The organism is Nocardioides exalbidus (genome assembly GCF_900105585.1).
Lineage (GTDB): Bacteria > Actinomycetota > Actinomycetes > Propionibacteriales > Nocardioidaceae > Nocardioides > Nocardioides exalbidus.
Genome location: NZ_FNRT01000002.1, coordinates 986,893 through 1,012,956, shown reverse-complemented (window position 1 = coordinate 1,012,956; position 26,064 = coordinate 986,893). Strand labels below are relative to the sequence as shown.

21 protein-coding genes, 2 pseudogenes and 2 riboswitches are annotated in these 26,064 nt (G+C 72.3%); of the genes and pseudogenes, 10 read left to right on the top strand and 13 right to left on the bottom strand.

Going from position 1 to position 26,064, the window contains the following annotated elements; translation table 11 throughout:
• The first annotated feature begins 201 nt into the window (after positions 1 to 201).
• From BLV76_RS05240 to BLV76_RS05220, 5 genes are all read left to right on the top strand, one after another.
• On the top strand, positions 202 to 1,713 hold the full coding sequence (locus tag BLV76_RS05240; protein WP_090968183.1) for a cobyric acid synthase: 1,512 nt from the start codon (positions 202 to 204) through the stop codon (positions 1,711 to 1,713).
• Complete coding sequence (locus BLV76_RS05235; RefSeq protein WP_090968182.1) at positions 1,710 to 2,453, top strand: cobalt-precorrin-6A reductase; 744 nt, start codon at positions 1,710 to 1,712, stop codon at positions 2,451 to 2,453. The genes BLV76_RS05240 and BLV76_RS05235 overlap by 4 nt, the downstream gene beginning before the upstream one ends.
• A 31-nt stretch (positions 2,454 to 2,484) precedes the next feature.
• Entirely contained in the window at positions 2,485 to 2,997 is a 513-nt protein-coding gene (locus tag BLV76_RS05230; RefSeq protein WP_090968181.1) for a YflT domain-containing protein, read from the top strand.
• A gap of 199 nt (positions 2,998 to 3,196) precedes the next feature.
• A complete protein-coding gene (locus tag BLV76_RS05225; RefSeq protein WP_245734548.1) occupies positions 3,197 to 4,159 on the top strand; it encodes an RNA polymerase subunit sigma-70 in 963 nt (320 codons plus the stop codon).
• Positions 4,156 to 4,584 (top strand): DUF6069 family protein, encoded by a 429-nt coding sequence (locus tag BLV76_RS05220; RefSeq protein ID WP_217630266.1) that lies wholly within the window; start codon positions 4,156 to 4,158, stop codon positions 4,582 to 4,584. The genes BLV76_RS05225 and BLV76_RS05220 overlap by 4 nt, the downstream gene beginning before the upstream one ends.
• 195 nt (positions 4,585 to 4,779) lie before the next feature.
• Here the strand turns inward: BLV76_RS05220 and BLV76_RS05215 are convergent.
• From BLV76_RS05215 to BLV76_RS05185, 7 genes and pseudogenes are all read right to left on the bottom strand, one after another.
• Positions 4,780 to 5,496 (bottom strand): annotated as a pseudogene (locus BLV76_RS05215) (CobD/CbiB family cobalamin biosynthesis protein); the annotation flags it as partial.
• An 11-nt stretch (positions 5,497 to 5,507) separates the two neighbouring features.
• Complete coding sequence (locus BLV76_RS05210; RefSeq protein WP_090968179.1) at positions 5,508 to 6,317, bottom strand: CbtA family protein; 810 nt, start codon at positions 6,315 to 6,317, stop codon at positions 5,508 to 5,510.
• Between the two features lie 10 nt (positions 6,318 to 6,327).
• Positions 6,328 to 6,546, bottom strand: a complete 219-nt coding sequence (locus tag BLV76_RS05205) for a CbtB domain-containing protein (RefSeq protein WP_090968178.1) — start codon at positions 6,544 to 6,546, stop codon at positions 6,328 to 6,330.
• A 156-nt stretch (positions 6,547 to 6,702) separates the two neighbouring features.
• Positions 6,703 to 9,170 (bottom strand): annotated as a pseudogene (cobBC, locus tag BLV76_RS23445) (bifunctional hydrogenobyrinic acid a,c-diamide synthase/histidinol phosphate aminotransferase CobBC).
• Entirely contained in the window at positions 9,164 to 9,778 is a 615-nt protein-coding gene (gene cobO / locus BLV76_RS05195) for a cob(I)yrinic acid a,c-diamide adenosyltransferase (RefSeq protein WP_090968177.1), read from the bottom strand. The pseudogene cobBC and the gene cobO overlap by 7 nt, the downstream one beginning before the upstream one ends.
• Positions 9,778 to 10,404, bottom strand: coding sequence for a 5,6-dimethylbenzimidazole synthase (gene bluB, locus BLV76_RS05190; protein WP_090968176.1), 627 nt, complete (start codon positions 10,402 to 10,404; stop codon positions 9,778 to 9,780). Before bluB ends, cobO begins: the two co-directional genes overlap by 1 nt.
• Positions 10,401 to 12,434, bottom strand: coding sequence for a magnesium chelatase subunit D family protein (locus BLV76_RS05185; RefSeq protein WP_090968175.1), 2,034 nt, complete (start codon positions 12,432 to 12,434; stop codon positions 10,401 to 10,403). Before BLV76_RS05185 ends, bluB begins: the two co-directional genes overlap by 4 nt.
• A 27-nt stretch (positions 12,435 to 12,461) precedes the next feature.
• Positions 12,462 to 12,608: riboswitch (cobalamin riboswitch) on the bottom strand.
• Positions 12,609 to 12,626: 18 nt separating this feature from the next.
• On the opposite strand from BLV76_RS05185, the gene cbiE reads away from it, so the two are divergent.
• Entirely contained in the window at positions 12,627 to 13,856 is a 1,230-nt protein-coding gene (cbiE, locus tag BLV76_RS05180) for a precorrin-6y C5,15-methyltransferase (decarboxylating) subunit CbiE (RefSeq protein ID WP_090972348.1), read from the top strand.
• 71 nt (positions 13,857 to 13,927) lie between these two features.
• On the opposite strand, the gene BLV76_RS05175 is transcribed toward cbiE, so the two are convergent.
• Positions 13,928 to 14,644 (bottom strand): CDP-alcohol phosphatidyltransferase family protein, encoded by a 717-nt coding sequence (locus BLV76_RS05175; RefSeq protein ID WP_090968174.1) that lies wholly within the window; start codon positions 14,642 to 14,644, stop codon positions 13,928 to 13,930.
• 301 nt (positions 14,645 to 14,945) lie between these two features.
• Between BLV76_RS05175 and BLV76_RS05170 the strand changes: the two genes are divergently transcribed.
• Positions 14,946 to 15,326, top strand: a complete 381-nt coding sequence (locus BLV76_RS05170; RefSeq protein WP_175539581.1) for a GtrA family protein — start codon at positions 14,946 to 14,948, stop codon at positions 15,324 to 15,326.
• A gap of 16 nt (positions 15,327 to 15,342) precedes the next feature.
• Here BLV76_RS05170 and BLV76_RS05165 read toward each other — a convergent pair whose 3' ends face one another.
• Positions 15,343 to 16,542, bottom strand: a complete 1,200-nt coding sequence (locus BLV76_RS05165) for an acyl-CoA dehydrogenase family protein (protein WP_090972346.1) — start codon at positions 16,540 to 16,542, stop codon at positions 15,343 to 15,345.
• Between the two features lie 331 nt (positions 16,543 to 16,873).
• On the opposite strand from BLV76_RS05165, the gene BLV76_RS22415 reads away from it, so the two are divergent.
• Positions 16,874 to 20,815 (top strand): phage tail tape measure protein, encoded by a 3,942-nt coding sequence (locus BLV76_RS22415; protein ID WP_090968172.1) that lies wholly within the window; start codon positions 16,874 to 16,876, stop codon positions 20,813 to 20,815.
• Between the two features lie 10 nt (positions 20,816 to 20,825).
• On the opposite strand, the gene BLV76_RS05155 is transcribed toward BLV76_RS22415, so the two are convergent.
• Entirely contained in the window at positions 20,826 to 21,470 is a 645-nt protein-coding gene (locus BLV76_RS05155; RefSeq protein ID WP_090968171.1) for a TetR/AcrR family transcriptional regulator, read from the bottom strand.
• A gap of 58 nt (positions 21,471 to 21,528) precedes the next feature.
• Here BLV76_RS05155 and BLV76_RS05150 point away from each other — a divergent pair, with 58 nt between their 5' ends.
• Both BLV76_RS05150 and BLV76_RS05145 read left to right on the top strand, forming a co-directional pair.
• Positions 21,529 to 22,044, top strand: coding sequence for a cupin domain-containing protein (locus BLV76_RS05150; protein ID WP_090968170.1), 516 nt, complete (start codon positions 21,529 to 21,531; stop codon positions 22,042 to 22,044).
• Positions 22,045 to 22,118: 74 nt separating this feature from the next.
• Positions 22,119 to 22,394 carry an iron-sulfur cluster assembly accessory protein gene (locus tag BLV76_RS05145; protein WP_090968169.1) on the top strand — a complete coding sequence of 92 codons (276 nt, stop codon included), beginning with the start codon at positions 22,119 to 22,121 and terminating at the stop codon, positions 22,392 to 22,394.
• 296 nt (positions 22,395 to 22,690) lie between these two features.
• Here BLV76_RS05145 and cobM read toward each other — a convergent pair whose 3' ends face one another.
• Genes cobM through BLV76_RS05130 form a run of 3 tightly spaced genes read right to left on the bottom strand, consistent with a single transcriptional unit; the run spans position 22,691 to position 25,649 of the window.
• Complete coding sequence (gene cobM / locus BLV76_RS05140; RefSeq protein ID WP_090968168.1) at positions 22,691 to 23,428, bottom strand: precorrin-4 C(11)-methyltransferase; 738 nt, start codon at positions 23,426 to 23,428, stop codon at positions 22,691 to 22,693.
• On the bottom strand, positions 23,425 to 24,972 hold the full coding sequence (locus tag BLV76_RS05135) for a precorrin-2 C(20)-methyltransferase (protein ID WP_090968167.1): 1,548 nt from the start codon (positions 24,970 to 24,972) through the stop codon (positions 23,425 to 23,427). The genes cobM and BLV76_RS05135 overlap by 4 nt, the downstream gene beginning before the upstream one ends.
• Positions 24,969 to 25,649: a precorrin-8X methylmutase gene (locus BLV76_RS05130; RefSeq protein ID WP_090968166.1), complete on the bottom strand. Its 681-nt coding sequence runs from the start codon at positions 25,647 to 25,649 to the stop codon at positions 24,969 to 24,971. The genes BLV76_RS05135 and BLV76_RS05130 overlap by 4 nt, the downstream gene beginning before the upstream one ends.
• A gap of 62 nt (positions 25,650 to 25,711) precedes the next feature.
• Positions 25,712 to 25,774: riboswitch (cobalamin riboswitch) on the bottom strand.
• Positions 25,775 to 26,064: the final 290 nt, after the last annotated feature.

Genomic DNA, 26,064 nt, shown 5'->3' with positions numbered 1-26,064 from the left:
GCGGCGATCAGGCGGGGTGGATCAGGCGTACCAGCCGCTCTGCATCGCGAACGCGTTGAGGAACACGAGCGCCAGGAAGAGGCCGCCGATCACCCGGTTGTCGAAGATCAGTTTGCCCATGCCTCCACACTTGCCCGGCCTTCGGGGAGGGGAAACACGTACCCCGTAAAGATTGCGTCTGGCTTTGTCTAGGCTGGCGCCGTGAGCGCGCTGCTGGTCGCCGGGACCACGTCCGATGCCGGCAAGACCATCGTCACGACCGCGCTGTGCCGCGCCTTCGCGCGCCGGGGGGTCCGGGTGGCGCCGTTCAAGGCGCAGAACATGTCCAACAACTCGATGGTGTGCACCGCGTCGGGTGGAGGTGGCGCGGAGATCGGACGCGCCCAGTGGATCCAGTCCGTCGCGGCCGGCGTCGAGCCGGAGGCCGCGATGAACCCGGTCCTGCTCAAGCCGGGCGGCGACAGGCGGAGCCACGTCGTGGTGATGGGCAGGCCCGGCGGCACCATCGACTCGAAGGACTTCGTCGGCGGCCGCACCCACCTGCGCGACGCGGCCTACGCCGCCTTCGACGACCTGCGCTCGCGCCACGAGCTGGTCGTGGTCGAGGGCGCCGGCAGCCCGGCGGAGATCAACCTGCGCGAGGGCGACTACGTCAACATGGGGCTCGCGCAGCACGGCCGGATCCCCACGATCGTCGTCGGCGACATCGACCGCGGCGGCGTCTTCGCCGCTCTCTTTGGCACCGTGGCGCTGCTCGACAAGGCCGACCAGTCGCTCGTCGCCGGCTTCGTGGTCAACAAGTTCCGCGGGGACGTCTCGTTGCTGCGACCCGGTCTCGAGGAGATCCGGGCGCTGACCGGGCGCGAGGTCTACGGCGTGCTGCCGTGGCACCCGGACCTCTGGCTCGACTCCGAGGACGCGCTCGACCTCGCCGGGCGTCGCGCCCCGGACACGGGGCCGGACCAGGGGGCCGCGCGGCTGCGCGTGGCCGTCGTACGGCTCCCGCGGATCTCGAACTTCACCGACGTCGACGCGCTCGGCATCGAGCCCGGCGTCGACGTCACCTTCGCCTCCGACGCCCGCGCGCTGGCGGGCGCCGACCTGGTCGTGCTGCCCGGCACCCGCGCGACGATCGAGGACCTCGCCTGGCTGCGCTCGCGCGGCATGGACCGCGCCGTCCTCGACCACGCGGCCGCCGGCAAGCCGGTGCTCGGGATCTGCGGCGGCTTCCAGATGCTGGGGCGGCGGATCGTCGACCCGGCCGGTGTCGAAGGCGCCGCCGGTGCGGACGTGGCCGGCCTCGGGCTGCTCGACGTCACGACGACCTTCGACGCCGACAAGGTGCTGCGGCTGCCGACCGGCACGGCGCTGGGGCAGCCGGCGCACGGCTACGAGATCCACCACGGCCGGATCACCCGTCACGGCGGGGACGAGTTCCTCGGCGGTGCCCGCGCCGGCTCGGTCTTCGGGACGATGTGGCACGGCAGCCTCGAGGGCGACGAGCTCCGAGGGGCCCTGCTGGCGGAGGTGTCCGCGGCGGCAGGGGTGCCCTACGAGCCCAGCGGGGTGAGCTTCTCCGTCATGCGCGAGCGTCGCCTCGACCTGCTCGGCGACCTGGCCGAGGAGCACCTCGACCTCGACGCGCTCCTCGCGCTGGCGACCGACGGCGCCCCCGACGGCCTGGCGATGCTCGAGCCCGGGGCCTCGCGGTGAGGGTGCTGCTGCTCGGCGGGACGAGCGAGGCCCGGCAGCTCGCGGTCCACCTGCTTGAGGGCGGGGTCGCCGTCGTGTCGTCGCTGGCCGGCCGGGTCGAGCGGCCGCGGCTGCCCGTCGGGCCGACGCGCATCGGCGGCTTCGGCGGGGTCGACGGACTGCGTGCGTGGCTCGCCGACCACCGGATCGAGGCGGTCGTCGACGCGACCCATCCCTTCGCCGAGGGGATGTCGGCCAACGCCGTCGCGGCGTGCTCGGCCTCCGGGCTCCCGCTCCTCCGGCTGGCCCGACCCGGCTGGTCGGACGCCGCGGGCGCCGACGGGTGGCACTGGGTCGACGACCACGATGCCGCCGCCGCCCTCACGGCCGGCCTCGGCACGCGGCCGTTCCTCACGATCGGCCGCCAGCACCTCGACCGCTTCGTCGGCCCGCTCGCCGGGCACCGGGTGGTCGCGCGCGTCGTCGACACCCCGACCATCGACCTCCCACAGCCCTGGCTGGTCGTCAACGACCGCGGGCCCTACGACCTGCCCGGCGAGCTCGAGACGCTCGGCGAGCACGGGATCGACGTGCTCGTCACCAAGGACTCCGGCGGCAGCTACACCTGGCCCAAGATGGAGGCCGCCGGGCAGCTCGGCGTGCCCGTGGTCGTCGTACGACGTCCGGGTGCAGCCGCCGGCGTGCAGACGGTCAGCGACGCCGGAGCCGCCGCTCAGTGGGTGTTCAGCAAGCGGCCCTAGGCTGGCAGGACCGATCACGAAAGGTCCGACCATGTCGACACCCGGCATCAACCCCACGCTCAAGTCCGGCTCGCCGCTCACGCTGCAGTTCCCGCAGTCGCTGGCGGTCTACGACGACTACGCCTCGGCGCAGAAGAGCGTCGACTTCCTCGCCGACGCCGAGTTCCCCGTCGAGCACCTGATGATCGTCGGCACCGACCTCAAGCGGATCGAGCGCGTCACCGGCCGGCTCACGTGGTCGAAGGTCGCCGTCGGCGGCATCCTGTCCGGCCTCTGGCTCGGCATCTTCATCGGCCTGGTCTTCGCGCTCTTCACCGAGACCGGCTTCCTCGGCGTGCTGGTGAGCACCGCCTTCCTCGGCGCGACCTTCGGCCTGGTGTGGGCGCTCATCGGCTACGGCGCGACCCGCGGCCAGCGCGACTTCTCCTCCGTCACCCAGGTCGTCGCGACGAAGTACGAGGTGCTCGTCGAGAACAAGCACGCCGCCAAGGCGCGCGAGGTGCTCGCCGGGCTGCCCGGCGCGCTGCCGAACCCGTTCGCCTGACCCGTTCGCCTGACCCCGCGAGTCACCGGATATCCGGTGACCGCCCCGGTTGTCGGCCGAGATCTGGGTGACGAACCGGGAAACTCGGGTGCCAAGCCCGTCGAGTGATGAGTTCTCCGCGTCGTCGCGGTCATACAGGTGACAGCAGACGACACGGAAGGACCGGATGATGGCGGCGACGCAGGTGGAGAGGGTGGACGTGGATCTCAGTGAGGTCGGTGAGGCGGAGTTCGCGGAGCTGGTCGAGCCGCACCGCCGCGAGCTGCACGTGCACAGCTATCGGATGCTCGGCTCCTTCGAGGACGCCGAGGACGCGGTGCAGGAGACGCTGCTGCGGGCGTGGCGGCGGCGCGAGACGTACGCCGGCCGCGCGACGCTGCGCGCCTGGCTCTACCGGATCGCGACCAACGCGTGCCTCGACCTGCTGGCCAAGCGGCGCCCCGAGCAGGCGACCGGCGGCGAGGTGCTCTGGCTCCAGCCCTACCCGGACCGGCTCCTCGACGAGCTGCCCGCGGCCGGTGCCGACGAGCCGGAGGCGCGGGCCCTGGCCCGGGAGACGATCGAGCTGGCCTACGTCGTCGCTGTGCAGCACCTCGCGCCCCGCCCGCGTGCCGCGTTGATCCTGCGCGACGTGCTCGGCTGGCCGGCCAGGGACGTCGCCGAGCTGCTCGGTGACTCGGTGAACTCGGTCAACAGCGCCCTCCAGCGCGCCCGTGCCGGGATGCGCGAGCACCTGCCCGCCGAGCGCCAGGAGTGGACGGGCGCCGAGGACGACGTCGACAACCGCGAGCTCGTACGACGCTTCACCGACGCCAGCGTCGCCACCGACATCGACACGATCGCCACCCTGCTCCGCGACGACGTGCGGTTCGCGATGCCGCCGACGCAGGGCCTGGTCGTCGGCCGCGACGCGGTGCTGGCCGACTGGACCGCGGACGGCTACCCGGAGATGACCGGCCTCCGGGCGGTCCCGACGTCGGTCAACCGGCAGCCGGCGGTCGCCTCCTACCTCTGGCGCGAGTCGGAGCGGGCCTGGCTCCCGCTCACGATCGACGTGCTCCGCCTCTCCGGGGGCCAGGTCACCGAGGTGACGATCTTCGACTCGTCGCGGTTCGCCTCGCTGGGGCTGCCCGCACGCCTGGACGAGGAGGGCGACCGATGAGCGCCACGACCCTCGCCCCGTCCGGCTTCGCCTCGCGCCTGGGCCGGCTGGTCGCGGCCGGTCTGCTCGCGGCGCTCGTCGCCGCCGTCGTGACCGCTGCGGTGGCCGCCCTCCTGGAGGCGCTCGGCGCCGACTTCGAGGTCGACGGGGGTGCAATCCCGATCGCCGGCTTCGGCTCGATCACGTTCCTGTTCTCGGTGGTCGGCGTCATGGTCGCCGCCGTCCTGCTCCGGTTCAGCGCGCGGCCCGAGCAGTGGTTCGTGACGATCGCGGTCGTCCTGACCGCGGCCTCGCTGGTGCCGCCGGTCCTCTGGGGCCACGGCGCCGGCACGGTCCTCGCGCTCGTCGTGCTCCACCTGGTCGCGGCCGGGGTGATGGTCCCGGCGCTGGTGCGGGTGCTGCGGCGGGTCAGCGCCTCGACCTGAGGGCCAGCAGCACGGCGACGACGACCGCTCCGGTCCCGACCCTGCTCGCCAGCCGGACGGAGCGGTCGATGTCGTCACGGGTCGGGGGCGGGCCGTCGCCGAGGACCACCCGGTCCTCGACCCCGTGGGCGTAGGTGTTCGTCCCCCGAGCCGTACGCCGAGCGCGCCGGCGAACGCGGCCTCCACCACCCCGGCGTTCGGGCTGGGGTGGCGTCGCGCGTCGCGGGCCCACGCCCGGAGCGCGTCGATCGGGCGGCCGCCGACCGTCGGGGCGAGGGCCGCGGCCAGCAGGCCGCTGACCCGGGCGCCGGGCAGGTTGAGCAGGTCGTCGAAGCGTGCGGATGCCCAGCCGAACCGGCCGTAGCGCTCACCCCGGTGGCCGACCATCGCGTCGAGGGTGTTGGCCGCTCGGTAGCCGAGCAGGCCGGGGATGCCCAGCACCCCGCCCCACACGAGGGGCGCGACCACGGCGTCGGAGGTGTTCTCCGCGACGGACTCGACGGTCGCCCGGCTGACCTCGCCCTCGTCGAGGACGGTGGTGTCGCGGCCGACCAGGTGGGTCAGTCGCCGCCGCGCACCGGGCAGGTCGTCGGCCACGAGGAACCCGTGGACCGCCGCGGCCTCGCGGCCGAGCGACGTACCGCCCAGCACGGTCCAGGTCGCTGCCGCGGTGAGCAGCGTGTGGGCCAGGAAGTGCTCGCGCGACCGGCGCTCCAGGACGAGGCCGCCCCCCGCGGCGGCCCCGGCCAGGAGCGTGAGGTGGACGACGCCACGACCTCGTGAGTCGGCGTACGTCCTCCTCTCCAGCGCCAGTGCGGTGGTGCCGAAGAGTGCGACGGGATGTCCCCGCCGCGGGTCGCCGAAGCGACGGTCGGCGAGGTGGCCGAGCGCGATGCCCAGTGCTCGGCTCACCCGTCGTGAGGTCAGAGCGATGCGGCCAGCTCCCGCTTGGCGTGCGCCATCGTCGCCTTCTCGTGCTGCCGGGCGACCATCGCGGTCATCCCGACGCCGATGAGTGCCCACAGGGTCGCGAGCGTGACGAGCGAGGCGCGGCGGAAGTACCAGAGCGTGTCGGCCGGGAAGCTGCCGAGCTCGTTGACCGTCGGCATGAGGTGACCGACGACGACCACGACCAGGAGGTAGGCCGCGGCGGCTGCCGCGACTGCCTCGGTGGTGCGGAGCCGGCCCAGCAGCATCTTGCCGAGCAGGACCGCGCCGATCATCGCGACCACGGAGACCAGCAGGAAGCCGAAGTAGAGCCCGGTGCGCGAGCCGATGGTGTCGCCGCTGCCGACGGCGGGCGGCGTCGACGGGTACTTCGCGAACGGCACCAGCGCCACTGCGACGAAGCCGAGCAGGGCCACGAGCGCGGTCGACTGCGCGGGCGAGAGCCGGCGGAGCCGACCCATCGCGAAGGCTGCCGCGATGCCGACCAGGCCGCCGAGGGCGGGGCCGACGACCACCATGGCGGTGGCGAGGCCCCACGTCTTCTGCGTGGTGCGGCTGATGCCGCCCTCCTCGTCGCCGTGCGAGTGGCCGCCGGCCTCCTCGCCGTCGGCGTGGGTGTGGCCGTCGTCAGCAGCAGGCGCCTCGGCCGCTGCCGAGTTCGCCTCCTCGATGCCGATCGCGGTGTCGATGGAGGGCTCGCCGAAGAGGTTGGCGACGGCGAACGTCAGTACCCCGGCGACCAGTCCGACGAGCAGACCGGTGACCAGGAAGGTGCGTACGGTCATCCCCGCGCGCTCAGTGGCAGGGGAAGCCGAGCAGGTGCCGGCCGTCGTGCACCCACTCGTGGATCGCGGTGCCGGCGGGCAGGCTCACGGCGCCCTGGTCCGCGCTGATGAAGAAGAGCGCGAGGACGGCCAGCAGGCCGAAGAAGAGGGCCCACGGGGTGATCTGGGCGACGGGAATGCTCGGTACCGCGATCTCGGGTGCCGCGGGAGCGGGAATGGCGTTGCTCATGTGATGCCTCCTGGGGATGAGTGCGTCCCCTTGATAGATGGGCGATCGTCGAGCTCGGGTCTGGCTCCAGCCGCCGAAGCGGCCGTCACAGTAGCGCTACTGCTCCGGACTTCCACCGGATTCCTCGCACACGATCAGGCCGCAACCTACCAGCGATCATGGGCGTGCTGACAAGGCCTCGAGGAGCTTTGTGGACACCTCGGGCGGACGCACGGCGATCCGGATCCAGGAGTCGTCGAGACCGGGGAATGTGTCGCAGCGTCGTACGGCGAACCCGGCCGCGCGCAGGGACGCGTGCACGCCGGCGCCGGGCCGGGCGAGCACGAAGGGAGCCGTGCTCGGCACGTGCTCGATCCCGGCCGCGTCGAGCCCTCGTTCGAGGTGCTCGCGCCACTGCTCCACGTCGACGTGGCGGGCCTTCGCGTCGGTGACTGCCTCGTCGGTGGTGCAGGCGATCATCGCGGCAGCGGCGGGCGTCGACACCGACCACGGGGGCTGCAGGTCGCGCAGCTCCGCGATCGTCGTGGGCTCGCCCAGGACGTACCCGGCCCGGAGGCCCGCGATCGCCCACAGCTTGGTGAGGCTGCGGACCACGAGCAGCCCGGCGACCAGTTCGCCGGCCAGGCTCTCGGTGCCGTCGTCGTTGAAGGCCTCGTCGACGACGACCAGGCGCCCGTCCCTCGTGAGGCTCCGGATGGCCGCCGCCGGGTGGCGTACGCCGGTCGGGTTGGTCGGGTTGCCGATGACCACGAGGTCCGCGTCGTCGGGGACCGCGGCGGGGTCGAGGGTGAAGCCGCCGTCGAGGATGACGTGCTCCGGGGCGCGACCGGCCGAGGCCAGCGCGACGTCGGGCTCGGTGAACTGCGGGTGCACCACGACGGGCCTGCGCCACGGCCGCAGGCGAGCGATCAGGGTGAACGCCTCGGCGGCGCCGGAGGTGGCGAGTACGTCGCTCCGGCCGCGGTGGTGGTGCGCCGCGAGCGCCGCCTCGGCCGGGGTCGGGTCGGGGTAGCGGGCGAGGTCGTCGACGCTGCTCGCGATCGCCTCCCGCAGCCACGGCGGCATCGGAGCCGGGTGGACGTTGACCGCGAGGTCGACCAGCCCGGGCGTCGCCTCCCGGTCCCCGTGGTGGCGGAGGTTCACCGCAGCGCGGCCGTCACCGGCACGGCCGCCGCCGCGGCCTCGGCGAACCGGGTCGCGAGGTGCGGGTGCCCGGCCCAGTGGACGTGGAGGTAGGACGCGTGGAGCGTGCGCGTGCCGACGCCCGCGGGGTGCGGACCGCCCTCGCCGTCGAGCCACCACGCAGGTTGGCCGCCGGTGTCGCCGAGCAGGTGCGTGCGGTGGAACTCGTGGCCGGTGACCGACTCGCCGGGGCGGGAGAGCAGGTCGTCGCCGACGGCCTTGGCGCGGCGGTAGGACAGCGTGAGTCGGGGCGCCATCGAGGCATCGGCCGGGATCGCGCCGACCATGTGCGCTGGCTGCCCGGACGGCCCGGCGACGGTGCGGCAGAGGTAGAGCAGCCCGGCGCACTCGGCGACCGTCGGCAGCCCGCGACCGATGGCGTCCCGGATGTCCGCGCGCAGCCGCTCGTTGGCGGTCAGCTCCATCGCGTGCATCTCGGGGAACCCGCCGCCGAGGTAGAGCCCCGTGGTCCCCTCCGGCAGCTCGGTGTCGCTCAGCGGGTCGAGGTCCACGACCTCCGCCCCCGCCGCCTCCAGCAGCTCCACGGTCTCGGCATACCGGAAGGTGAACGCCCGGCCGCCGGCGACCGCGATGACCGGTCGACGCCCCCCGAGGCCTGGTTTCGACACGGGCGCCAGAGCGCCCTGCTCAACCAACGGCCGACCGGAGCTCGCTGGTTGAGCAGCGAGCGAAGCGAGCGTGTCGAAACCAAGAGCGACTCGCGGATCCCACGGAGCCTCCGCCAACGCCGGCGCGGCGGCAGCGAGCCGTACCACTGCCTCCAGATCGACCTTCTCGGCGATCTGGCCGGCCAGCCGGTCGAGCGCCGCAGCCGCATCCCCGCGCTCGGCGGCCGGCACCAGCCCGAGGTGGCGCGACGGCGCCTCGATCCCGTCGTCGCGCTGCAGGATCCCGAGCACGGGCACCCGGTCGCCGATGGACCGGACGACCTCGTCGGCGTGGCGCGCGGAGCCGGCCTTGTTGAGGATCACGCCGACGACGTCGACGGGCGGCTGCGCCCAGGTCATCAGGCCGTGGACGGTGGCGGCGATGGTGCGCGAGGCCGAGGAGATGTCGACCACCAGCACCACCGGCGTGCGCGTGACCGCGGCGACGTGCGCGGTCGAGGCGAAGCCGTCGCCGCCGATCTGGCCGTCGTACAACCCCATCACGCCCTCGATGACGGCGAGGTCGGCACCGGCGGCGCCGTGGAGGAGAAGGGGTACGAGACGCTCCTCCCCGACGAGGTGCGGGTCGAGGTTGCGGCCGGGTCGGCCGGTGGCGAGCGCGTGGTAGCCGGGGTCGATGTAGTCGGGGCCGACCTTGTGGCCGCTGACGGTGTGGCCTGCGCGGGCGAGGGCGGCCATCAGGCCGGTGGCGACGGTGGTCTTGCCGTGGCCGCTCGCGGGGGCCGCGACCATGAGGCGGGGGAGGGTCACCATTCGATGCCTCGCTGGCCCTTCTGCCCGACCTCCATCGGGTGCTTGACCTGGCCCATCTCCGTGACGAGGTTCGCGGCCTCGACGAGGCGCGGGTCGGCGTGGCGGCCGGTGATCACGACGTGCTGGCGGCCGGGCCTGTCGACGAGCGTGGCGACGACGTCGTCGACGTCGACCCAGCCCCACTTCATCGGATAGGTGAACTCGTCGAGGACGTAGAGGTCGTGGCGCTCCTCGGCGAGCGCGCGCTTGATCTCCTGCCAGCCCTCGGCGGCGTCGGCGGCGTGGTCCTCGTCGGTGCCGGCCTTGCGCGACCACGACCAGCCCGAGCCCATCTTGTGCCAGGTGACGGGCCCACCCTCGCCGGTCTCCTCGTGCAGCTCGCCGAGGCGCTCGAGCACGGTCTGCTCGCCGATGCGCCACTTGGCGGACTTCACGAACTGGAAGACCCCGATGCTGAAGCCCTGGTTCCACCCGCGCATCGCGAGGCCGAAGGCGGCCGTCGACTTCCCCTTGCCGGGGCCGGTGTGGACCATGATCAGCGGCCGGTTGCGGCGCTCGCGCGTGGTCAGGCCGTCGTCGGGGACGGTGGTCGGCACTCCCTTGGGCATCAGGCGCTCCAGCCGTCGATGTGGATGGCCTCGTCGAGCGAACGGCCCTTGCGCCAGTCGTGCCGGACCAGGTCGGGCACCTCCTGCAGCCGCGTGACCGGGCCGAGGCAGAGCCACGCGACCGGGCGTACGCCGTCGGGCAGGCCGACGAGGTCGGCGAGGAACTCCTCGCGGTAGAACGACACCCACCCCACGCCGAGGCCCTCGGCGGTGGCGGCGAGCCAGAGGTTCTGGATGGCCAGGCAGGTGGAGTAGAGGCCGGCGTCGGCGATCGCGTGCCGGCCGAGCACGTGCTGCCCGCCGCGTCCGGGGGAGTACGTCACCACGACGCCGAGCCCGGACTCGCGGATCCCCTCGACCTTGATCTTCTCGAAGGTCGCGCGTCGCTCGCCGTCGAGCTGGTCGGCGAAGACCTTGCGCTCGGTCTCGACGTGCTCGGCGAACTCGTTGCGCGTGGTCTCGTCCTTCACCAGCACGAAGTCCCAGGGCTGGGAGTGCCCGACGGACGGCGCCTGGTGAGCCGCTCCGAGGACCCGCAGCAGGGTCGCGTCGTCCAAGGCCCCGCCGCTGAACTCGGCTCGGACGTCGCGCCGGCGGGCGATGACGTCGTACAGATCCGTGCTCACGCCGCGCGCGCCATGGACGTGAGGGCCTGCGCGCTGACCTCGGCGAGCGGGAGGTGCGTGGCCTGCATCCGTGCGGCCAGCTGACCGGCGAGGCCCATCCGCATCGGACCCTGCTCGCAGTCGACGACGACTGAGCTGGTGTGCTGCTCGGCGATCCAGGCGGCTGCCTGTCGGCTGCGGGCCACGGCGTCGGCGCCGTGGGTGGCGCGGCCGTCGGTGATCACGATGAGGAGCGGGCGGCGGCGCGGGTCCCGGACCCTCTCCACCCGCAGCACCTCGGCCGCGGTGAGCAGCCCCTCGGCGAGCGGCGTACGCCCTCCGGCCGGCAGGTCGGCGAGCCGCTTGGCCGCGATGTCGACCGAGTGGGTCGGCGGCAGCGCGATCTCTGCACCATCGGCGCGGAAGGTGACCAGCCCGACCTTGTCGCGGCGCTGGTAGGCGTCGAGCAGCAGGCTGAGGATCGCGGTCTTCACCTGCTCCATCCGCTTCTTCGCAGCCATGCTGCCGCTCGCGTCGACGCAGAAGAGGACGAGGTTGGCCTCGCGTCCCTCCCGTCGAGCGGTCCTCAGATCACCGTCCTGGAAGAGGATCCGGCCGCCCTGGCGCCCTCGTGCCTGCTGGTGAGGAGCCGCTGCCCGGATCGTCTCGATCAGGTGCAGCCCGCCGTTGCCGGTCGGGTCGGCGCCGATCCGCCGTCCGTTGCTCGTCAGCGCGCGGCTCCGCTTGCCCGACTCCCCGGCGCCGGTCCCGTGCACCTCGAACCGCTTCACCTTGTAGGGGTCCGCCGCCCCGATGACCGACGTCTGACCCGCGCCACTCGGCCGTGAGTCTCCCGGAGACTCAACGTCGGTCGGCTCGTCGGACGTCATGGAATCGCTCGGTTCGGACCGGGGATTCTCATGACGTCCGCTGTCGTCGGTGTCGCTCTCGTCCGGCTGGTCGGGCGTCATCGACTCCGGTTGCTCGGACGATCCGTCGTCATGACCTTCCGGGTCGGGCTCCGGCGGAAGCGGCGGCTCCGGGTCCGGCTCCTCGTCCCCGAGGATCTGGTCGAGCAGCTCCTCGTCGAGCCCGGGAGCGTCGAACGGATTCCGCCGCCGCCGGTGAGGCAGCGCCAGCAGCGCCGCCTGCCGGATGTCGGCCCGGGTGACGTGGGTCCGCCCGTTCCAGGCGGCGTGCGCGATCGCGGTCCGGGTCGTGACGATGTCCGCGCGCATCCCGTCGACCTTGAAGGCGGCGCACACCTCGGCCACCTTGGTCAGCACCGCGTCGGTCAGCTCGACCTCGGGGAGCAGCTTGCGGGCGGCGGCGATCCGGTCGGTCAGCGCGCGCTCGGCGTCGGCGTACGACTCGACGAAGGCATCGGGGTCGGCGTCGAAGGCGAGCCGACGTCGTACGACCTCGGCGCGCAGCTGCGGGTCGCGCGGTGCGGCGATCTCGACGGTGAGGCCGAAGCGGTCGAGGAGCTGGGGGCGGAGCTCGCCCTCCTCGGGGTTCATGGTGCCGACGAGCACGAAGCGGGCGGCGTGGGCGACCGAGACGCCGTCGCGCTCGACGGTGGAGCGGCCCATCGCGGCGGCGTCGAGCAGCAGGTCGACGAGGTGGTCGTGGAGGAGGTTGACCTCGTCGACGTAGAGGATGCCGCGGTGCGCGCGGGCGAGGAGGCCGGGCTCGTACTCGGCGACGCCGTCGGCCAGCACCTTCGAGAGGTGGAGCGAGCCGAGCACGCGGTCCTCGGTGGCGCCGACGGGCAGCTCGACGAGGCGTACGGGCCGGGTCTCGGTCTCAGCGTCGCTTCCCCAGGCCCCGTCGGGCGACGTCTCGCCGGGAGCGGAGGAGAAGCGGTCGCCGGCGACCACCTCGATGGGCGGCAGCACGGTGGCGAGGGCGCGGACGGTCGTGGACTTGGCCGTGCCCTTCTCGCCGCGCACGAGCACGCCGCCGACCTCGGGGGAGATCGTGGTGAGGAGGAGGGCGAGCGTCATGTCGTCGCTGCCGACGACTGCGCAGAGGGGGTACTGCTGTGGCATGGGGGCTCCCGCTCTCGTTGCCAGGTTGGAACTGGTCAGCGGGAGGCCGGTCTTCGGACTTCCCGGATCGCCCTGTTGGACGTCTCGAGTCACCGCAGCGGGCCCTGTGCCGGACTTTCACCGGCTTCCCAGATTCTCCCCAAGCTTCGGGGCACCTCTCGCCTTGTCCGCGTCACGATAGCGTCTGCGGCCATGTCGTCCACTGCAGTGCCGTTCAGTGATGGGCCCAGCGAGATCGTGGTCGTCGGGATCGGCGCCGACGGCTGGTCCTCGCTCTCTCCGTCCTCGCAGGCGCTGGTGCTCGAGGCGTCGGTGCTCTGGGGCGGGTCGCGTCACCTCTCCCTGGTGCCCACTGTTGACGGTCAGGTGCGGGTGCCGTGGCCCTCTCCGCTGGCGGCCTCCCTGCCTGCGCTGCTCGCTGAGTACGCCGGGCGCCCGGTCGTCGCGCTCGCCTCCGGGGACCCGCTGGTGTCGGGCATCGCAACCACGCTCTTGGAGCACGGCGCCCCGGTGCGGGTGGTGCCTGCTGTCTCGTCGGTCGCGTTGGCGCGGGCGCGGATGGGGTGGTCCTCCGAGTCCTGCGAGGTCGTCTCGCTTGTCGGTCGTCCCTTGGAACGTCTGGTGCTAGCCCTGGCACCGGGTCGTCGGATCCTGGTGCTGTCGTCGGACGCCTCGACGCCGGCTGCGCTGGCTTCGCTGCTGACCACGTCGGGCTGGGGTGCGTCTTCTTTCACGGTGCTCGGGGACCTCGGCTCGCTGTCCGAAAGTTTTCAGTCAGGCGTCGCCTCCTCCTGGTCCGCGCAGTCACCGGCGCTGAACGTCATCGCCATCGAGGTCTCCGGCAACGGTCTGGCCTCCTGGGCCCCCGGCCTTCCCGACTCGGCCTTCGAGAACGACGGCCAGCTCACCAAGCGTGACCTCCGCGCCTCGGCCCTCGCCCGCCTCATGCCCGCCCCCGGCCAGCTCCTCTGGGACGTCGGCGCGGGTGCCGGCTCGGTCGGCATCGAGTGGATGCGCACCCACCCGTCTTGTCGGACCATTGCCATCGAGTCCGACCCCGAGCGCGCGGCGCGCATCGGACGCAACGCTCACGCTTTGGGCGTCCCCGACCTCCAGGTCGTCGAAGGCCGCGCCCCCTCAGCCCTCACCGGGCTCGAAGCGCCGGACGCCATCTTCATCGGAGGCGGCGCCACCCGCGAAGGCGTACTCGACGCCTGCCTCGCCGCCCTCAAACCCGGCGGCCGCCTCGTCGTCCACGGCGTGACCCTCGAGACCGAGGTGTTGTTGGCGAAGGCGTACGCCGACCATGGCGGGGAGCTCATCCGGATCGGCGTCGAGAACGCAGCACCAGTCGGCACCTTCACGGGCTGGACACCCGCTCGCGGAGTCACTCAGTGGGCCCTGCGGCAGGCACTTGCCTGAAGCACGACACGTGCTGCACTCCGCCTCTGTGACGCGTCCGGAGCGCTGCCGAGCAACCATGGGCGATCGGCTCAACGCCGCAGTGTCAGCACGACGCTCACGGCGGCGTAGTAGACCACGTACAGCAGCGACAAGGCGGTGACGACGACGCTCGGATCGGGGAACTGCACCAGCATCACGGCGTAGGTCACCAGCCACGACCCCGCCAGGACGAGGTTGAGGCCGCGGGCGGTGGCTGTGCGGGAGGGGTAGACGTACTTGATGGGTACGAAGACCAGCACCACGCAGGTCAGGAGCAGAGCTGCCGTCGCTCCAGGGGAGACGCCCAGCACGATCACGTAGAAGGCCAGGACATTCCAGTAGCTCGGGAATCCCAGGAAGAAGTGGTCGTCGGTCTTGGCGTCGGTGCGGCAGAACTGGTAGCTGGACGCCAGGAGCGGCAGCACGGCGAGCAAGGTACCGAGCCGCCCTTCGGGCAGGTGGCCGCCGTACCAGAGCAGGAAGATGGGCACGAAGCAGTAGGTGATGTAGTCGCCGATGTCGTCGAGCCGCGCTCCGTCGAAGGCCGGAATGACCTCCTTGACGCGGAGCCGGCGAGCCAGCATGCCGTCGGTGCCGTCGATCAGCAGGGCGAGGAACAGCCACCACAACGCCGCGATCTCCTCGCCGCCGACGGCGGCCGTCAGGGCGAGGAACGCGATCGCGGTGCCGCTGGCGGTGTAGGTGTGCAGGGCCCAGCCCGCGGCGCGAAGGCGCGGCGAGTCCTTGGCGACGTACGGCGCGGTCATGTAGGTGGCTACCTCTCGGTCACGCCCGGAGGGCGTCTCAGCACGGACCGGATGCCCGCCGCTCGAGCGCCCGTTGTTGTCGGCAACGCCAAGCATGCTGGATCAGGCTCAGCGCCACGAACAGAACACGGGACAGGACGGAGACGAAGGACGATGAGCGCCGGGGTGCCACACTTACCACGCCATGCCGCCCGTCCCGTCAGTGCCGAACTCTCGAGTGGGATCGCCCGCGCGTGAGGGACAGGTCACCGGCGCGGCGCGTTGGCGGTCGATCCTCGTCCAGCTCGTGGTCTTCGCGTGCGTGGGCGCTGCGTTCAACGTGCTGTACGGACTGCTCTACGTCGTCCTCCGGGAGCAGCTCACCGCGCAGCCGGCGAACGCTCTCGCGCTCGTGCTCTCGACCATCGCTGGAACGTTCGGGCATCGCTACATCACCTTCGGGGTCCGAGGCACGGACCGAACCGTGCAGCACCAGGTGCTCGGGCTCGCCCTTCTGGCCTTCAGCCTCGCCGTGACGGCTGGTGCCCTGTGGGTGCTCGACGCCACCGTCGCCGAGCCGTCGCGTCGACAGGAGCTCGCGGTCCTCATCGCGGCCAACCTGGGCACGGGCCTGGTGCGGTTCTGCGCATTTCGTGTGGCGATGCTGGACCAGTCGAGAGCCCCGCGTCCCACCGCCCCGTAGGCATGGACGCGGCACTTCAGACGAACGCGCTCTCGCCGGTGATGGCCCGACCGACGATCAGGGTGTTGATCTCGCGGGTGCCCTCGTAGGAGTAGATCGCCTCCGCGTCGGCGACGAAGCGGCCGACGTGGTGCTCGAGCAGGATGCCGTTGCCGCCGAGGACCTCGCGCGCCCAGCCGACGGCCTCGCGCATCCGTACGGTCGCGTGCACCTTGCACAGCGAGGCGTGCTCGTCGCGGAGCAGGCCGGCGTCCTGCAGCTGCGAGGCCCGGACGTTCATGGCCGTGGAGGCGGTGACGTTGCCGAGCATCTTCACGAGCAGGTCCTGCACCAGCTGGAACGACGCGATCGGCCGGCCGAACTGCTCGCGGGCCTTCGTGTAGCGCAGGGCGTGCTCGAACGCACCGCGCGCACATCCGGCCGCCTGCCAGGCGACACCCATCCGGGTCACCCGCAGCACGTCGGCCGTCGAGCGGAAGCTCTCGGCCTTCTGCAGCCGGTTGGCCTCGGGGACGCGGACGTCGTGGAGGTGGATCTCGGCGTTCTGCACGACGCGCAGGGCGATCTTGTCCTCCTGCTTGTCGAAGGTCATCCCGTTGGTGTCCTTCTCGACGACGAAGCCCTTGACCTGCCCGTCGGCCTCGTCGCGCGCCCAGATCACGACGAGGTCGGCGAAGGCGGCGTTGCCGATCCACTTCTTCTCACCGTTGAGGATCCAGTCGTCGCCGTCGCGCCGGGCGCTCGTGGCGAGGCCGGCGGAGATCGCCGAGCCGACGTCGGGCTCGGTCAGCCCGAACGCGCCGATCAGCTCCATCCGGGCCATCGCCGGCAGCCAGCGCTCGCGCTGCTCGTCGGAGCCGCACAGGTTGATCGATCCCATGGCCAGGCCGCCGTGGACGCCCATGAACGTGGCGATCGACGGGTCGATCCGACCGAGCTCCATGGCGACCATGCCGTCGACCAGGGCGCCCCGGTTGGGGCAGCCGGGTCCGTCGTACGCCAGACCCGCGATCCCGAGCTCCGCGAGGCCCTCGACCAGCTGGTGCGGGAACTCCGCGCGGGTCCAGTAGTCGTTGATGATCGGCTCGATCTCGCGGGTGGTGAACGCGCGCACCCGGCTGAGCAGCTCGCGGTCCTCCTCGTCGAGGAGCAGCTCGAAGCCGAGGAAGTCGGAGAAGGGGGAGTCGGTGAGTCCGACGTCGTCGAGCGTGCTCATCAGGGGGATCTCCTCGTCGTGGCTGACCGCCACGGTAGACGCGGCTGAAAGCGCGGGCCCGCAGCGGTTTCGGATAAGCGGTGCCGCGACGGCGCAACTAGCGTCGGCGGCACACCCCTGAAGGGACGCACGATGAGGCTGACCGGCGCCCGCCACCCGGTGTCCGGGGGCCGTCGAGACCCCGGTACAGACCGCTGGACCGAACGAGGGCGTTCTCCTGCGGGGGTGATCCGTGCCCCCTAATGTGCGAAGCGATCACCTGACGAGGCTCTCCCACGTGCAACGACCGGCTCGGCGCCGTTGCCTCCGTCGCCCTATCGAAGGAACGCCCATGCTCCGGCGCCTCGTCCTCTGCCTCACGCTGTCCGTGATCGGCTTGCCCGCGCTCACCCCGACGACGGCCAGCGCCGACGGCGGGGCGGTCCCGCTGGTCCTGCAGATCGCGGACGAGCCCGTCGAGGTCGGCGCAGCCGCGTTCCGCCGCGCGCTCTTCGTCGCGGCCGACGCAGCGCGACTCTCCGACCCGGACAACACCGCCGACCTGCTGGCCGAGCGGGTGCTCCAGCACGTGTACGCCCTCGCGCCGCGGACCGACCCGGTCGCGGCCGAGGACGCCGTACGCGCGCTCCAGCAGACGGCCTCCTCGGTCAGCGGCCCGGCGTTCGACGCCCGGATCGCGCGGACGATGGTGCTCTTCCAGCAGGCCGCGTCGGACGACCGCGGCCCGATCGCCGCGACGCTCCAGCGCGCCACCACCGAGGTCGTCGCGCTGACCGCCCGGCAGATGAGCGCCGTCTCGGCCAGCTCGCACGCCGAGAACGCGCTCGGCAGCAACGGCGACACCGAGTCCCGGCTGCTGATCTCCGCGACCTTCACGCCGACCGAGGTCCTGCGCGACAGCGCCAGCCTGGCCGACACCAACTCGTCGTTCGCCGCCGCCCGCGACGCCGTGTGGGAGAGCGCCACGGGCGCCTCGATCCGCGACTCCAGCGCCGACCTGCTCGCGCATGCACCGACGCTGAAGGACAACGCCGACGTCCAGGCGCTGGCGGCCCTGCGCGACGAGGCCGGCAACCTCAGCACCACCGGCGGCGTCATCGCCGGCACCCCGCGCGACCCCGCGCCACACACCATCGGCGCCGCCATGGCCGACATGGGCGATGCCCTCGCCACCACCCGCGAGGCCGCGTCCGCCAGCACCACCTCCGACCCGCTCGACGACGCAGTGGGCGCGGAGGCCGTCGCGGACGCGCAGGAGAGCCAGACGACGCTCGCGTTGCAGACCGGCTTCCTCACCGGCGGCACGAGCGCCGCCAAGGACGTCGTCGACCAGGTCGGCGCCGTGGCCATCCAGGTGACGCTCCTGGCGATGGCGTTCAACGACTTCGCCGCCAAGGACATCGGAGCCGCCGCGCTGTCGGGCAACGTCGTCGGCGTCGTCATGACGCTGCTGCCCGCCGTGCTCGAGTGGGCGGGCGTCTTCGGCCCGTCGCAGGAGGACCTCGTCACGACCCAGCTCGACAACATCTCCCAGCAGATGGCCGACTTCCAGAACTCGGTCAACACCCAGTTCACCCAGGTCTTCGAGGACCTCTCCCACGTCTCCGACCAGATCAACGACATCGCGCAGAAGCTCGACCGGGCCGTCATCGACATCGAGCAGGCGCGGGTGCAGATCGGTCAGATGTACGACAGCCTCAGCCGCCTGCAGGGCTCGCTCGACGCCGTCCAGAACAACATCCTCGAGGCCCTGCGCAACGGCACGAACTCGCAGCTGCGCCAGACCATCAGCTCGGTCCTGGGCTACCAGGAGCGCAACAACACCCCGCTGCCGGCCAACGACTTCAACAACGCCGCGGCCTACCTCCACACCTTCGCCACGGTCACCGCGCGCCACAGCCCGGAGCTCAACACCGACCACCCGTCGTTCGACGTCCTCAACGACGCCAACCAGATGAGCACCGGCATCGCCAGCAACGTCCACTTCCTCGATCGCCTGCCGTCGCAGCGCGGCTGGGGCCCCGGCCGGCTCTCCGGGGTCACCGGCGACGCGCCGGGCCTGGCCAACATGGATGACTTCGTGCTGGCCTCGCGGGCGTACTCCCAGCTGATGCTGGAGAACCCGACCTACGTCACCGCGGGCTACCGCCGCTGGCTCAGCGACATCCGCCAGCTCGGCACGCCGCTGGCCGACCTGACCTCGGCGATCGCCACCCAGGACAGCACCGACGGGACCGGCAGCACGCTGCTCGACCACGCTGTGTGCGCCCGGACCTCGGCGGCGTTCCTGCCGACCGCGCAGCCCTGCCAGGCCGTGTCCGAGGAGACGCCGTCGGTGGGCACCCTGGTGGGCGAGGCCACCCGGTCGCTCGCCACCGTGGTGCCCGGCTGGGACGGCGCCACGCGTACGCCCAGCTCGGCGCTGCGCGCGAAGGGCCGCTCCACCTTCGACCCGTTCGTGGACCCCACGACCGACACCTCCGACCTGTCCGACCTGTGGCCCACTCTCCCCGGCCGCGACTCCGTCGCCCAGTGCGGCGCACCAGCAGGCGTGACCCAGACCGCGATGACCACGATGACCCGCCCTCCCGCGATGACCCCGTCGTCCCAGGGCGTCCCCCAGGGCTACCAGTGGGCCGACCGGATGGGCCTGGGCCGGCTCGACGTGTGCTTCAAGACCACGACGCGCTCCATGCGGGTCGACGCGTGCCAGTTCGGCACCCAGTGGATGGTGGTCAACCGGCTCGGTCCCAGCGAGTGCACCGACACCTTCTGGGACCCGGGCATCGGGTCGGCCAACGTGTGGGGCGCCAACACCACCGTCGGCTACAAGTACGACGACATCGCCTTCGTGTGGACCTACACGCCGTTCGGCGGCTCGGGTGCTCCCGTCTACGTCCAGAGCCTGGTGCGGCGCGGAGCGGCCAACGCCCCCGCGCCCCCGACCAGGGCCATCAAGCACGACCTCCCGTGGGGCGGCTACGACACTGCCGGCGCGGTGCAGACCTACATCAAGGACACCGAGCTCGACGCGACGAACGGCGGCACGTCCGTCATCAAGTACGAGCTGACCAACGTCGAGGTGGCGCCGACCTACGCCGCGCCGACCACGTCGACGCAGGTGCGGGCCGGGTGGGGCGACGTGACCACGAGCGACGGGGTCGCGTCCTTCCAGGCCTCCAACGGCGTGATCGCGGCCGGCGACCCGCTGGACCAGCCGATCGCCGGCCTGGACCCCAAGCTCGGCAACGCCACCACGAAGTACGCCCGCACGTGCTCCGACGCCGAGGCCACCATCAACTCGCCGTGCCAGTTCGCTACGGGGGCGAAGCCGATCATCAGCCAGGCCTCCGCTGCGGCATCGGCCAGGGCCGGCATCGACGCCAAGCTCATCGGCCTGCAGGGCGACGTCTACCGAGGACTCATCAGCGGGACCCAGACCGAGGGCACCCTCTCGGCCGGTCCGCTGCACGACGCGCTGGTCCGCCTCGACGGCGCCAACGCGGTGCTCGGCGCGTACCTCCAGCTCGGCGCCAGCGGCGCCCTGCGCCAGCACGACCTGACCAGCCTCCCCGGCGAGCTCGAGGGCTCCAAGGCGTTCGGCCTCGCGATCCGCCACGAGCTCGCCGAGACCGTCGCCGGTCGCACCGGGAAGGCCCCGGCCCGGGTGCTCACGGACGTCCTCGACCCCGACGCGCTCGACGTGCTCGACGGGCTGCTCGTGCCCGCGGTCCGGTCCTCCGGACGCGCGAGCTCGGTCACCAGCCTCGGCGGAGGAGTCGCGGGCCCGGTCAACCCGGCCGTGCAGTCCACCGTCGACCAGCTGACCCTGACCGCGATCGCTCTCGGTGCACCGCCGGCCGTGACGCCGACGCCGACGCCCACCCCGACGCCGACGCCCACCCCGACCCCGACGCCCACCCCGACCCCGACGCCCACGCCCACGCCTACGACGACCCCGATGCCGACCCCGACGCTGTGGCTCAGCCCGATGCGCGGCATCCGCGCCACGTCGACCGCGGGTGGAGTCCTGGGAGCGGATGTCGGCAAGCGCTTCAAGGCGCGGGTCACCATGACCGGCGGCACCGGCACCGTCACCTGGTCGCGTCGCGGTGCGCTGCCCCGTGGCCTGCGGGGCGCGACGAGCGGCAGCGGTGACGCGTACGTCATCACCGGCAGGCCGGCCCGGGCGGGCACGGTGAGGTTCACCCTGACCGTGACCGACGCTGGTGGCGCGGTCGTCTCCAGGCGCTACCGGATCCGGGTGCGCTGACGAGGGGCGGTCAGCCGGCCAGGAGCGTGCGGCCCCAGAGGTCGGCCAGCGCGGCCGCGTAGTGCTCCGGGGTGCGGCCGCGCGAGATGTAGGCGGCGAACCACTCCGGGCTGTTGGTCGACCAGACGAGGTCGGCGACGTCCTGGTCGGTGAGGTCGTCACGCACCTCGCCCGTGACGCGGAGGTCGGCCGCGAGCTGGAGCATGTTGGTGGCGCGACGCTCGGTGATGTGCCGCCATGCCTGCGCGCACTCGGGGTCGGTGAGTCCGGCATCGCGCAGGGCGAGCAGCAGCGGCGAGATCGTCGGCATCAGCCGGGCCAGCGCGGCGGCGTACGTCTCGAGCTTGCGGCGCGCACCCTCCGCGCGACGGATCTCCTGGACGTAGTCGCGCTCGGTCGCCGGAAGGGGTCGGGACGACGAGGCGAGCACCATGTCGACCACAGTGAGGAGCAGCTGTGGCTTGCGGCCGACCGCGGTGTAGACGGTGTCCACCGACACGCCCGCCCGCCTCGCGATCTCGCTGACCGACGTCGCGGCGTAGCCGCCGGAGACGAACAGGTCGTGCGCGGCGGCGAGGACCCGTGCGCGCGTCTGCTCGGCGGCCGCGCGCCGGGCAGAGGCGTCGTAGGTGCGGGCCTTGCGCTGGGTCGGCACGGGGCCTACCGTAACTGATATTCATCCGAAGTCGATTCGGATCAACGTGGGAGGCCCGATGGACGACGAGGCGACAGCGGTCATGCGGGAGCCGGGCAGCTCCGCGCACGAGACCTGGGCGATGGGTTCGCTCTTCGAGCACCTGCTGGTGGCGGGGGAGTCCGCGGGGCGGCTGGGGGTCGCGGTGGTGACCCAGCCGCCCGGCATCGCGACCCCGCTGCACCGGCACACGCGCGAGGCCGAGGCGTTCTACCTGCTCGAGGGGGAGATGAGCTATCGGGCGGGCGAGGAGCAGTTCGAGCTCTACGCCGGCTGCTTCATGTACCTCCCGCAGGGCCTGCCGCACGCCTTCCGCACACGCGGGACGAGTCCCGTGCGCTACCTCGCGCTCACCGAGCCGGGGCACCTGCTCGGGCTGTACGACGAGGTGGGAGTCCCGGCGGCGGCCCGCCGGATCCCCGGGGAGGGCGAAGGGTTGCCGATGGCCGAGGAGATCGCGCGCTGGAACGAGGTCGGGCCGCGCTACGGGCTCGAGGTGGTCGGCCCGCCGATCCCCGAGGAGGCTCCGGCCTGACGCACTCGGTTTGGGTCTGGGGCCGATCTTCGTCATGGTGGAGGGGACACATTCGCCATACGGGAGGAGAGCCCATGCTTGCTCTCACCGACAACGCGACCGAGATCGTCAACAAGCTCACCGAAGAGGTGCCCGGCATCTCCGCGCTGCGCATCGCGACCGAGCCGGACGGGGAGTCGCTCTCCGTCAGCCCCGCTGAGGCGGCCGCACCGGACGACGTGGTGCTCGAGCAGGACGGCGCCACCATCTACGTCGACCAGCCGGCGTCGGAGTTCCTCTCCGACAAGATCCTGGACGGCGGCGTGGACGAGGAAGGCAACATCCAGTTCGCGCTGGGCCAGCAGGCCTGACGTACCGCTTCAGGAGCCCCGGATCGCTGGTCGGTCCGGGGCTCTTCGCATGATGGCGCCTGAGACGCCGACTGTCATGAGTTCCATCAGCACTGGCACGGCCGGATTCTAGGCATGTCGCAGGCACCGGGTGGTTGCTTCGCCAGATCGCATCGGCGTTCAGCTTGAAGGTGATCCCGGGTGGGCTTGGTTTCGACACGGTCGCTGCGCGACCTGCTCAACCAGCGGAGATCGCGCGACCGGGGCTGAGGGGTCTCGTGACAGGCGCCAGGGCGCCTTCCTCGACCAGCGGTTGGCTAGCTGCGCGGTCGGTCGGCCTGGTAGAGCCAGGACTCGGCCCCATCGCGGGCGAGGGCCCGGCCGACCAGGATGACCGCGGCTTGTTTGAGCTCGGCGGCCTCGACCTGGTCGGCGATGTCGGCCAGCGTCCCGACGAGGACGAGCTCGTCCGGCTGGGTGGCCCGGTGGACGACGGCGACGGGGCAGTCGGCGCCGTACTCCTCGACGAGCTCGAGAGCCAGCTCGCGGGTCTTCGTGATGGCGAGGTGGAGGCAGAGCGTGGCGCGGGTCGCGGCGAACGCGGCCAGGGACTCGGTCGACGGCATCGCGGTCGAGCGGGCCTGGGTGCGGGTCAGCACGACCGACTGCGTGACCAGGGGGACGGTGAGCTCGCGACCGACGGCGGCGGCAGCAGCGGCGTACGCCGGGACTCCCGGGCACACGTCCCACGCGACCCCGGCCGCGTCGAGGCGGGCGGTCTGCTCGGCGAGCGCGGAGTAGAGCGACGGGTCGCCGGAGGTGAGCCGGACGACTTCCTTGCCCCCGGCGGCCGCGTCGACCATGACCGAGGTGATCTGGTCGAGGTGGAGCTTCTGGGTGTCGACCTGCCGCGCGTCGGGGCAGTGGGAGAGGACCTCGGCGTCGAGGTACGTCCCCGGGTAGAGGACGACGTCGGCGGCCGCGAGCAGCGATGCGGCGCGCAGGGTGATCAGGTCCGCAGCGCCGGGGCCGGCGCCGACGAAGTGGACGGTCACTCGCCCTCCACGAACCGCGGCGTCCAGACCTGGCCGGCCGCCGTGACGGTGGTCGAGGAGGCGCCGATGATCAGCAGGCACTTCATGTCGATCGTGTCGGCCTCGAGCTCGGCGAGGGTGGTCACGGTCAGCGACTCCTCGGCCCGACCGACGTCGCGGCCGACCACGACGACGGTGTCGGCGCTGCGGTGCTCGAGGAAGAGCTTCTGCAGGTCGGCGACCCGGGTCGTCCGGCTGCGCGAGGCGGGGTTGTAGACCGCCAGAACCAGGTCGGCCTCGGCGATCGCGCGCAGGCGCTTCTCGATGACCGGCCACGGCTTGAGCCGGTCGCTCAGCGACAGGACCGCGAAGTCCGCGCCGACGGGTGCTCCGGCCCTGGCTGCGACGGCCTGGAAGGCGCTGACGCCGGGGAGGACCTCGATGGGTACGTCGGGGAAGTCCGGGGCGGCTTCGAACACGGCACTCGCCATCCCGAAGACGCCCGCGTCTCCGCCGGACACGACCGCCACCCTCTCGCCCTGCGACGCCAGGGTCAGCGCGTGGCGAGCGCGGTCGACCTCGACGGTGTTGCCGGACGCGTGGCGGGTGAGGCCCTCGCGCTGGGGTACGCGGTTGACGTAGGGCGCGTAGCCGATGACGTGGTCGACGTCGGCGAGGGCCTCGGTGGCCTCGGGGGTGAGCCACTTGTCCGGGCCGGGGCCGAGGCCGATGACCTTGAGCGGCCTTGGTTTCGACACGCTCGTTCCTCGCTGCTCAACCAGCGGCTGCGCGGCGCCTTCCTCGACCAGCGATGCGCTGGTCGCCCTTCTTCCCGTCGGGTCGTCGGACTTGGAGTCGCCGGGGACGACGATCAACGAGAAGTAGGGGACGGAGGTGGGGTCGACGTCGACCACGGGCATCCAGCGCTCGGCGGGCATCGAGGCGCGCTCGACGTACAGCGCGTGCTCGAGGCGGCCGGCCTGGCGCAGGGCCTCGACGACGCGGGGGAAGGTGCGGCCGAGCTTCATGATGATCGCGCCGTCGGTGTCGGCGAGGCGGCGGGCGAGCTCAGGGACCGGGAGGGTGCCGGGGAGCACGGTGAGCACGTCGGTCTGCCGCACGAGCGGCGAGGCGAGGACGGCGGTGGCGGCGGCGAAGGCCGGTACGCCGGGGACGACCTCGGTGGGGAAGCGCGGGGAGAGGCGGTCGTGGAGGTACATGAACGACCCGTAGAACAGCGGGTCGCCCTCGGCCAGCACGACGACGGTCCGCCCGGCCTCGAGGTGCGCGCCCAGCCGGGCGGAGCAGGACTCGTAGAACTCGGCCATCGCGCCGGCGTACCCACCCGGGTGCGCCGTCTCGCCCGTCGTGACGGGATAGCGGAGCTCCTCCTCGATGGCCGACGCCGGGATCAGCGAGGCGGCGATCGTGCGGGCGTTGGACGTCTTGCCGACGCCGGCGTGGAAGGCGATCACGTCGGCCGACTCGATGAGCCGGGCGGCCTTCAGGGTGATCAGCTCGGGGTCGCCGGGGCCGAGCCCGACGCCGTACAACCGGCCCGTCATTCCTTCTCCTGGGCGAGCGCGTTGAGGGCCGAGGCCGTCATCGCCGAGCCGCCGCGACGCCCGCGGATCGTGAGGAACGGGATGTCGAGCGCGACCTCCTCGAGCGCCTGCTTGGACTCCGCGGCGCCGATGAAGCCGACCGGGCAGCCGACGATCGCGGCCGGGCGCGGTGCCCCGTCGAGGAGCATCTCGAGGAGGTGGAAGAGGGCGGTGGGGGCGTTGCCGATCGCGATGACCGCGCCGTCGAAGCGGTCCTCGAGCAGGGACAGCGCGGCGGCGGAGCGCGTCGTACCCATCGCCTTGGCGAGCGCGGGCACCCGCTCGTCGCGGAGCGCGCAGAGCACCTCGTTGTCCTTCGGCAGGCGGGCGCGGGTGACGCCGCTGGCGACCATGTGGGCGTCGGTGATGATCGGGGCGCCGAGGTTGAGCGCGGTGCGGGCGCTGACCACGAGCCGGTCGTGGATGACGAGGTCGTGGGCGAGGTCGATCTGCCCGGTGCCGTGGACCATCCGGACGGCGACGCGCTCGGCGTCGGCCGGCAGGTGGTCGAACCCGGTCTCGCGACGGATCGTCGCGAACGAGTCGACGTAGATCGCGGCACCGTCGTCGATGTAGTCGTAGCGCTTGGTCGGGCGCTGGACCTCGCTCGGGATCTCGCTCTGGATGGTCAGGCTCATCACTGCTCCTCGGGGTTCTCGCCCCTCTCGGCTGGTACGTCGCGCGGGCAGTGTCTGGCTTCGTCCCCTGGCTGGGCTTCGAGGACTGACAGTGGCGGAACCGCCCCGGACTCGCACCGGGTTCCTGCGTTGCGTGACGGGGGCAGCCTAGGGCAGCCGGCGGGCTACGGTCCCCGGGTGTCCGGGACGCACGGTGGACAGCTGGCCGCGAAGTCCGGCGGCGCACGCTGGTGTGCAGGCATGCAGCAGCGTACGGTCGAAGGGTTGGGTGCGGCCTGGCCACTTTCCGGGGCCAGGCCGCAGTCTTCGATCACCCTGCTCGGGTGGATGCACCACCCGGAAGTGGTGAGGCCTTTCGAAGACGACGTCCACGTTAGACGACGTCAAACGTCTGTCCAACCTTCCTCCGGGTGGG

Bases quoted from the DNA above. Each gene is read 5' to 3' on its own strand.
- BLV76_RS05230 (WP_090968181.1), top strand. From the start codon at position 2,485: ATGTCGACACCCGGCATCAACCCCACGCTCAAGTCCGGCTCGCCGCTC.
- BLV76_RS05220 (WP_217630266.1), top strand. From the start codon at position 4,156: ATGAGCGCCACGACCCTCGCCCCGTCCGGCTTCGCCTCGCGCCTGGGC.
- BLV76_RS05210 (WP_090968179.1), bottom strand. From the start codon at position 6,317: ATGACCGTACGCACCTTCCTGGTCACCGGTCTGCTCGTCGGACTGGTC.
- BLV76_RS05205 (WP_090968178.1), bottom strand. From the start codon at position 6,546: ATGAGCAACGCCATTCCCGCTCCCGCGGCACCCGAGATCGCGGTACCG.
- cobO (WP_090968177.1), bottom strand. From the start codon at position 9,778: ATGCCCAAGGGAGTGCCGACCACCGTCCCCGACGACGGCCTGACCACG.
- BLV76_RS05185 (WP_090968175.1), bottom strand. From the start codon at position 12,434: ATGCCACAGCAGTACCCCCTCTGCGCAGTCGTCGGCAGCGACGACATG.
- cbiE (WP_090972348.1), top strand. From the start codon at position 12,627: ATGTCGTCCACTGCAGTGCCGTTCAGTGATGGGCCCAGCGAGATCGTG.
- BLV76_RS05175 (WP_090968174.1), bottom strand. From the start codon at position 14,644: ATGACCGCGCCGTACGTCGCCAAGGACTCGCCGCGCCTTCGCGCCGCG.
- BLV76_RS05165 (WP_090972346.1), bottom strand. From the start codon at position 16,542: ATGAGCACGCTCGACGACGTCGGACTCACCGACTCCCCCTTCTCCGAC.
- BLV76_RS22415 (WP_090968172.1), top strand. From the start codon at position 16,874: ATGCTCCGGCGCCTCGTCCTCTGCCTCACGCTGTCCGTGATCGGCTTG.
- BLV76_RS05150 (WP_090968170.1), top strand. From the start codon at position 21,529: ATGGACGACGAGGCGACAGCGGTCATGCGGGAGCCGGGCAGCTCCGCG.
- BLV76_RS05145 (WP_090968169.1), top strand. From the start codon at position 22,119: ATGCTTGCTCTCACCGACAACGCGACCGAGATCGTCAACAAGCTCACC.
- BLV76_RS05135 (WP_090968167.1), bottom strand. From the start codon at position 24,972: ATGACGGGCCGGTTGTACGGCGTCGGGCTCGGCCCCGGCGACCCCGAG.
- BLV76_RS05130 (WP_090968166.1), bottom strand. From the start codon at position 25,649: ATGAGCCTGACCATCCAGAGCGAGATCCCGAGCGAGGTCCAGCGCCCG.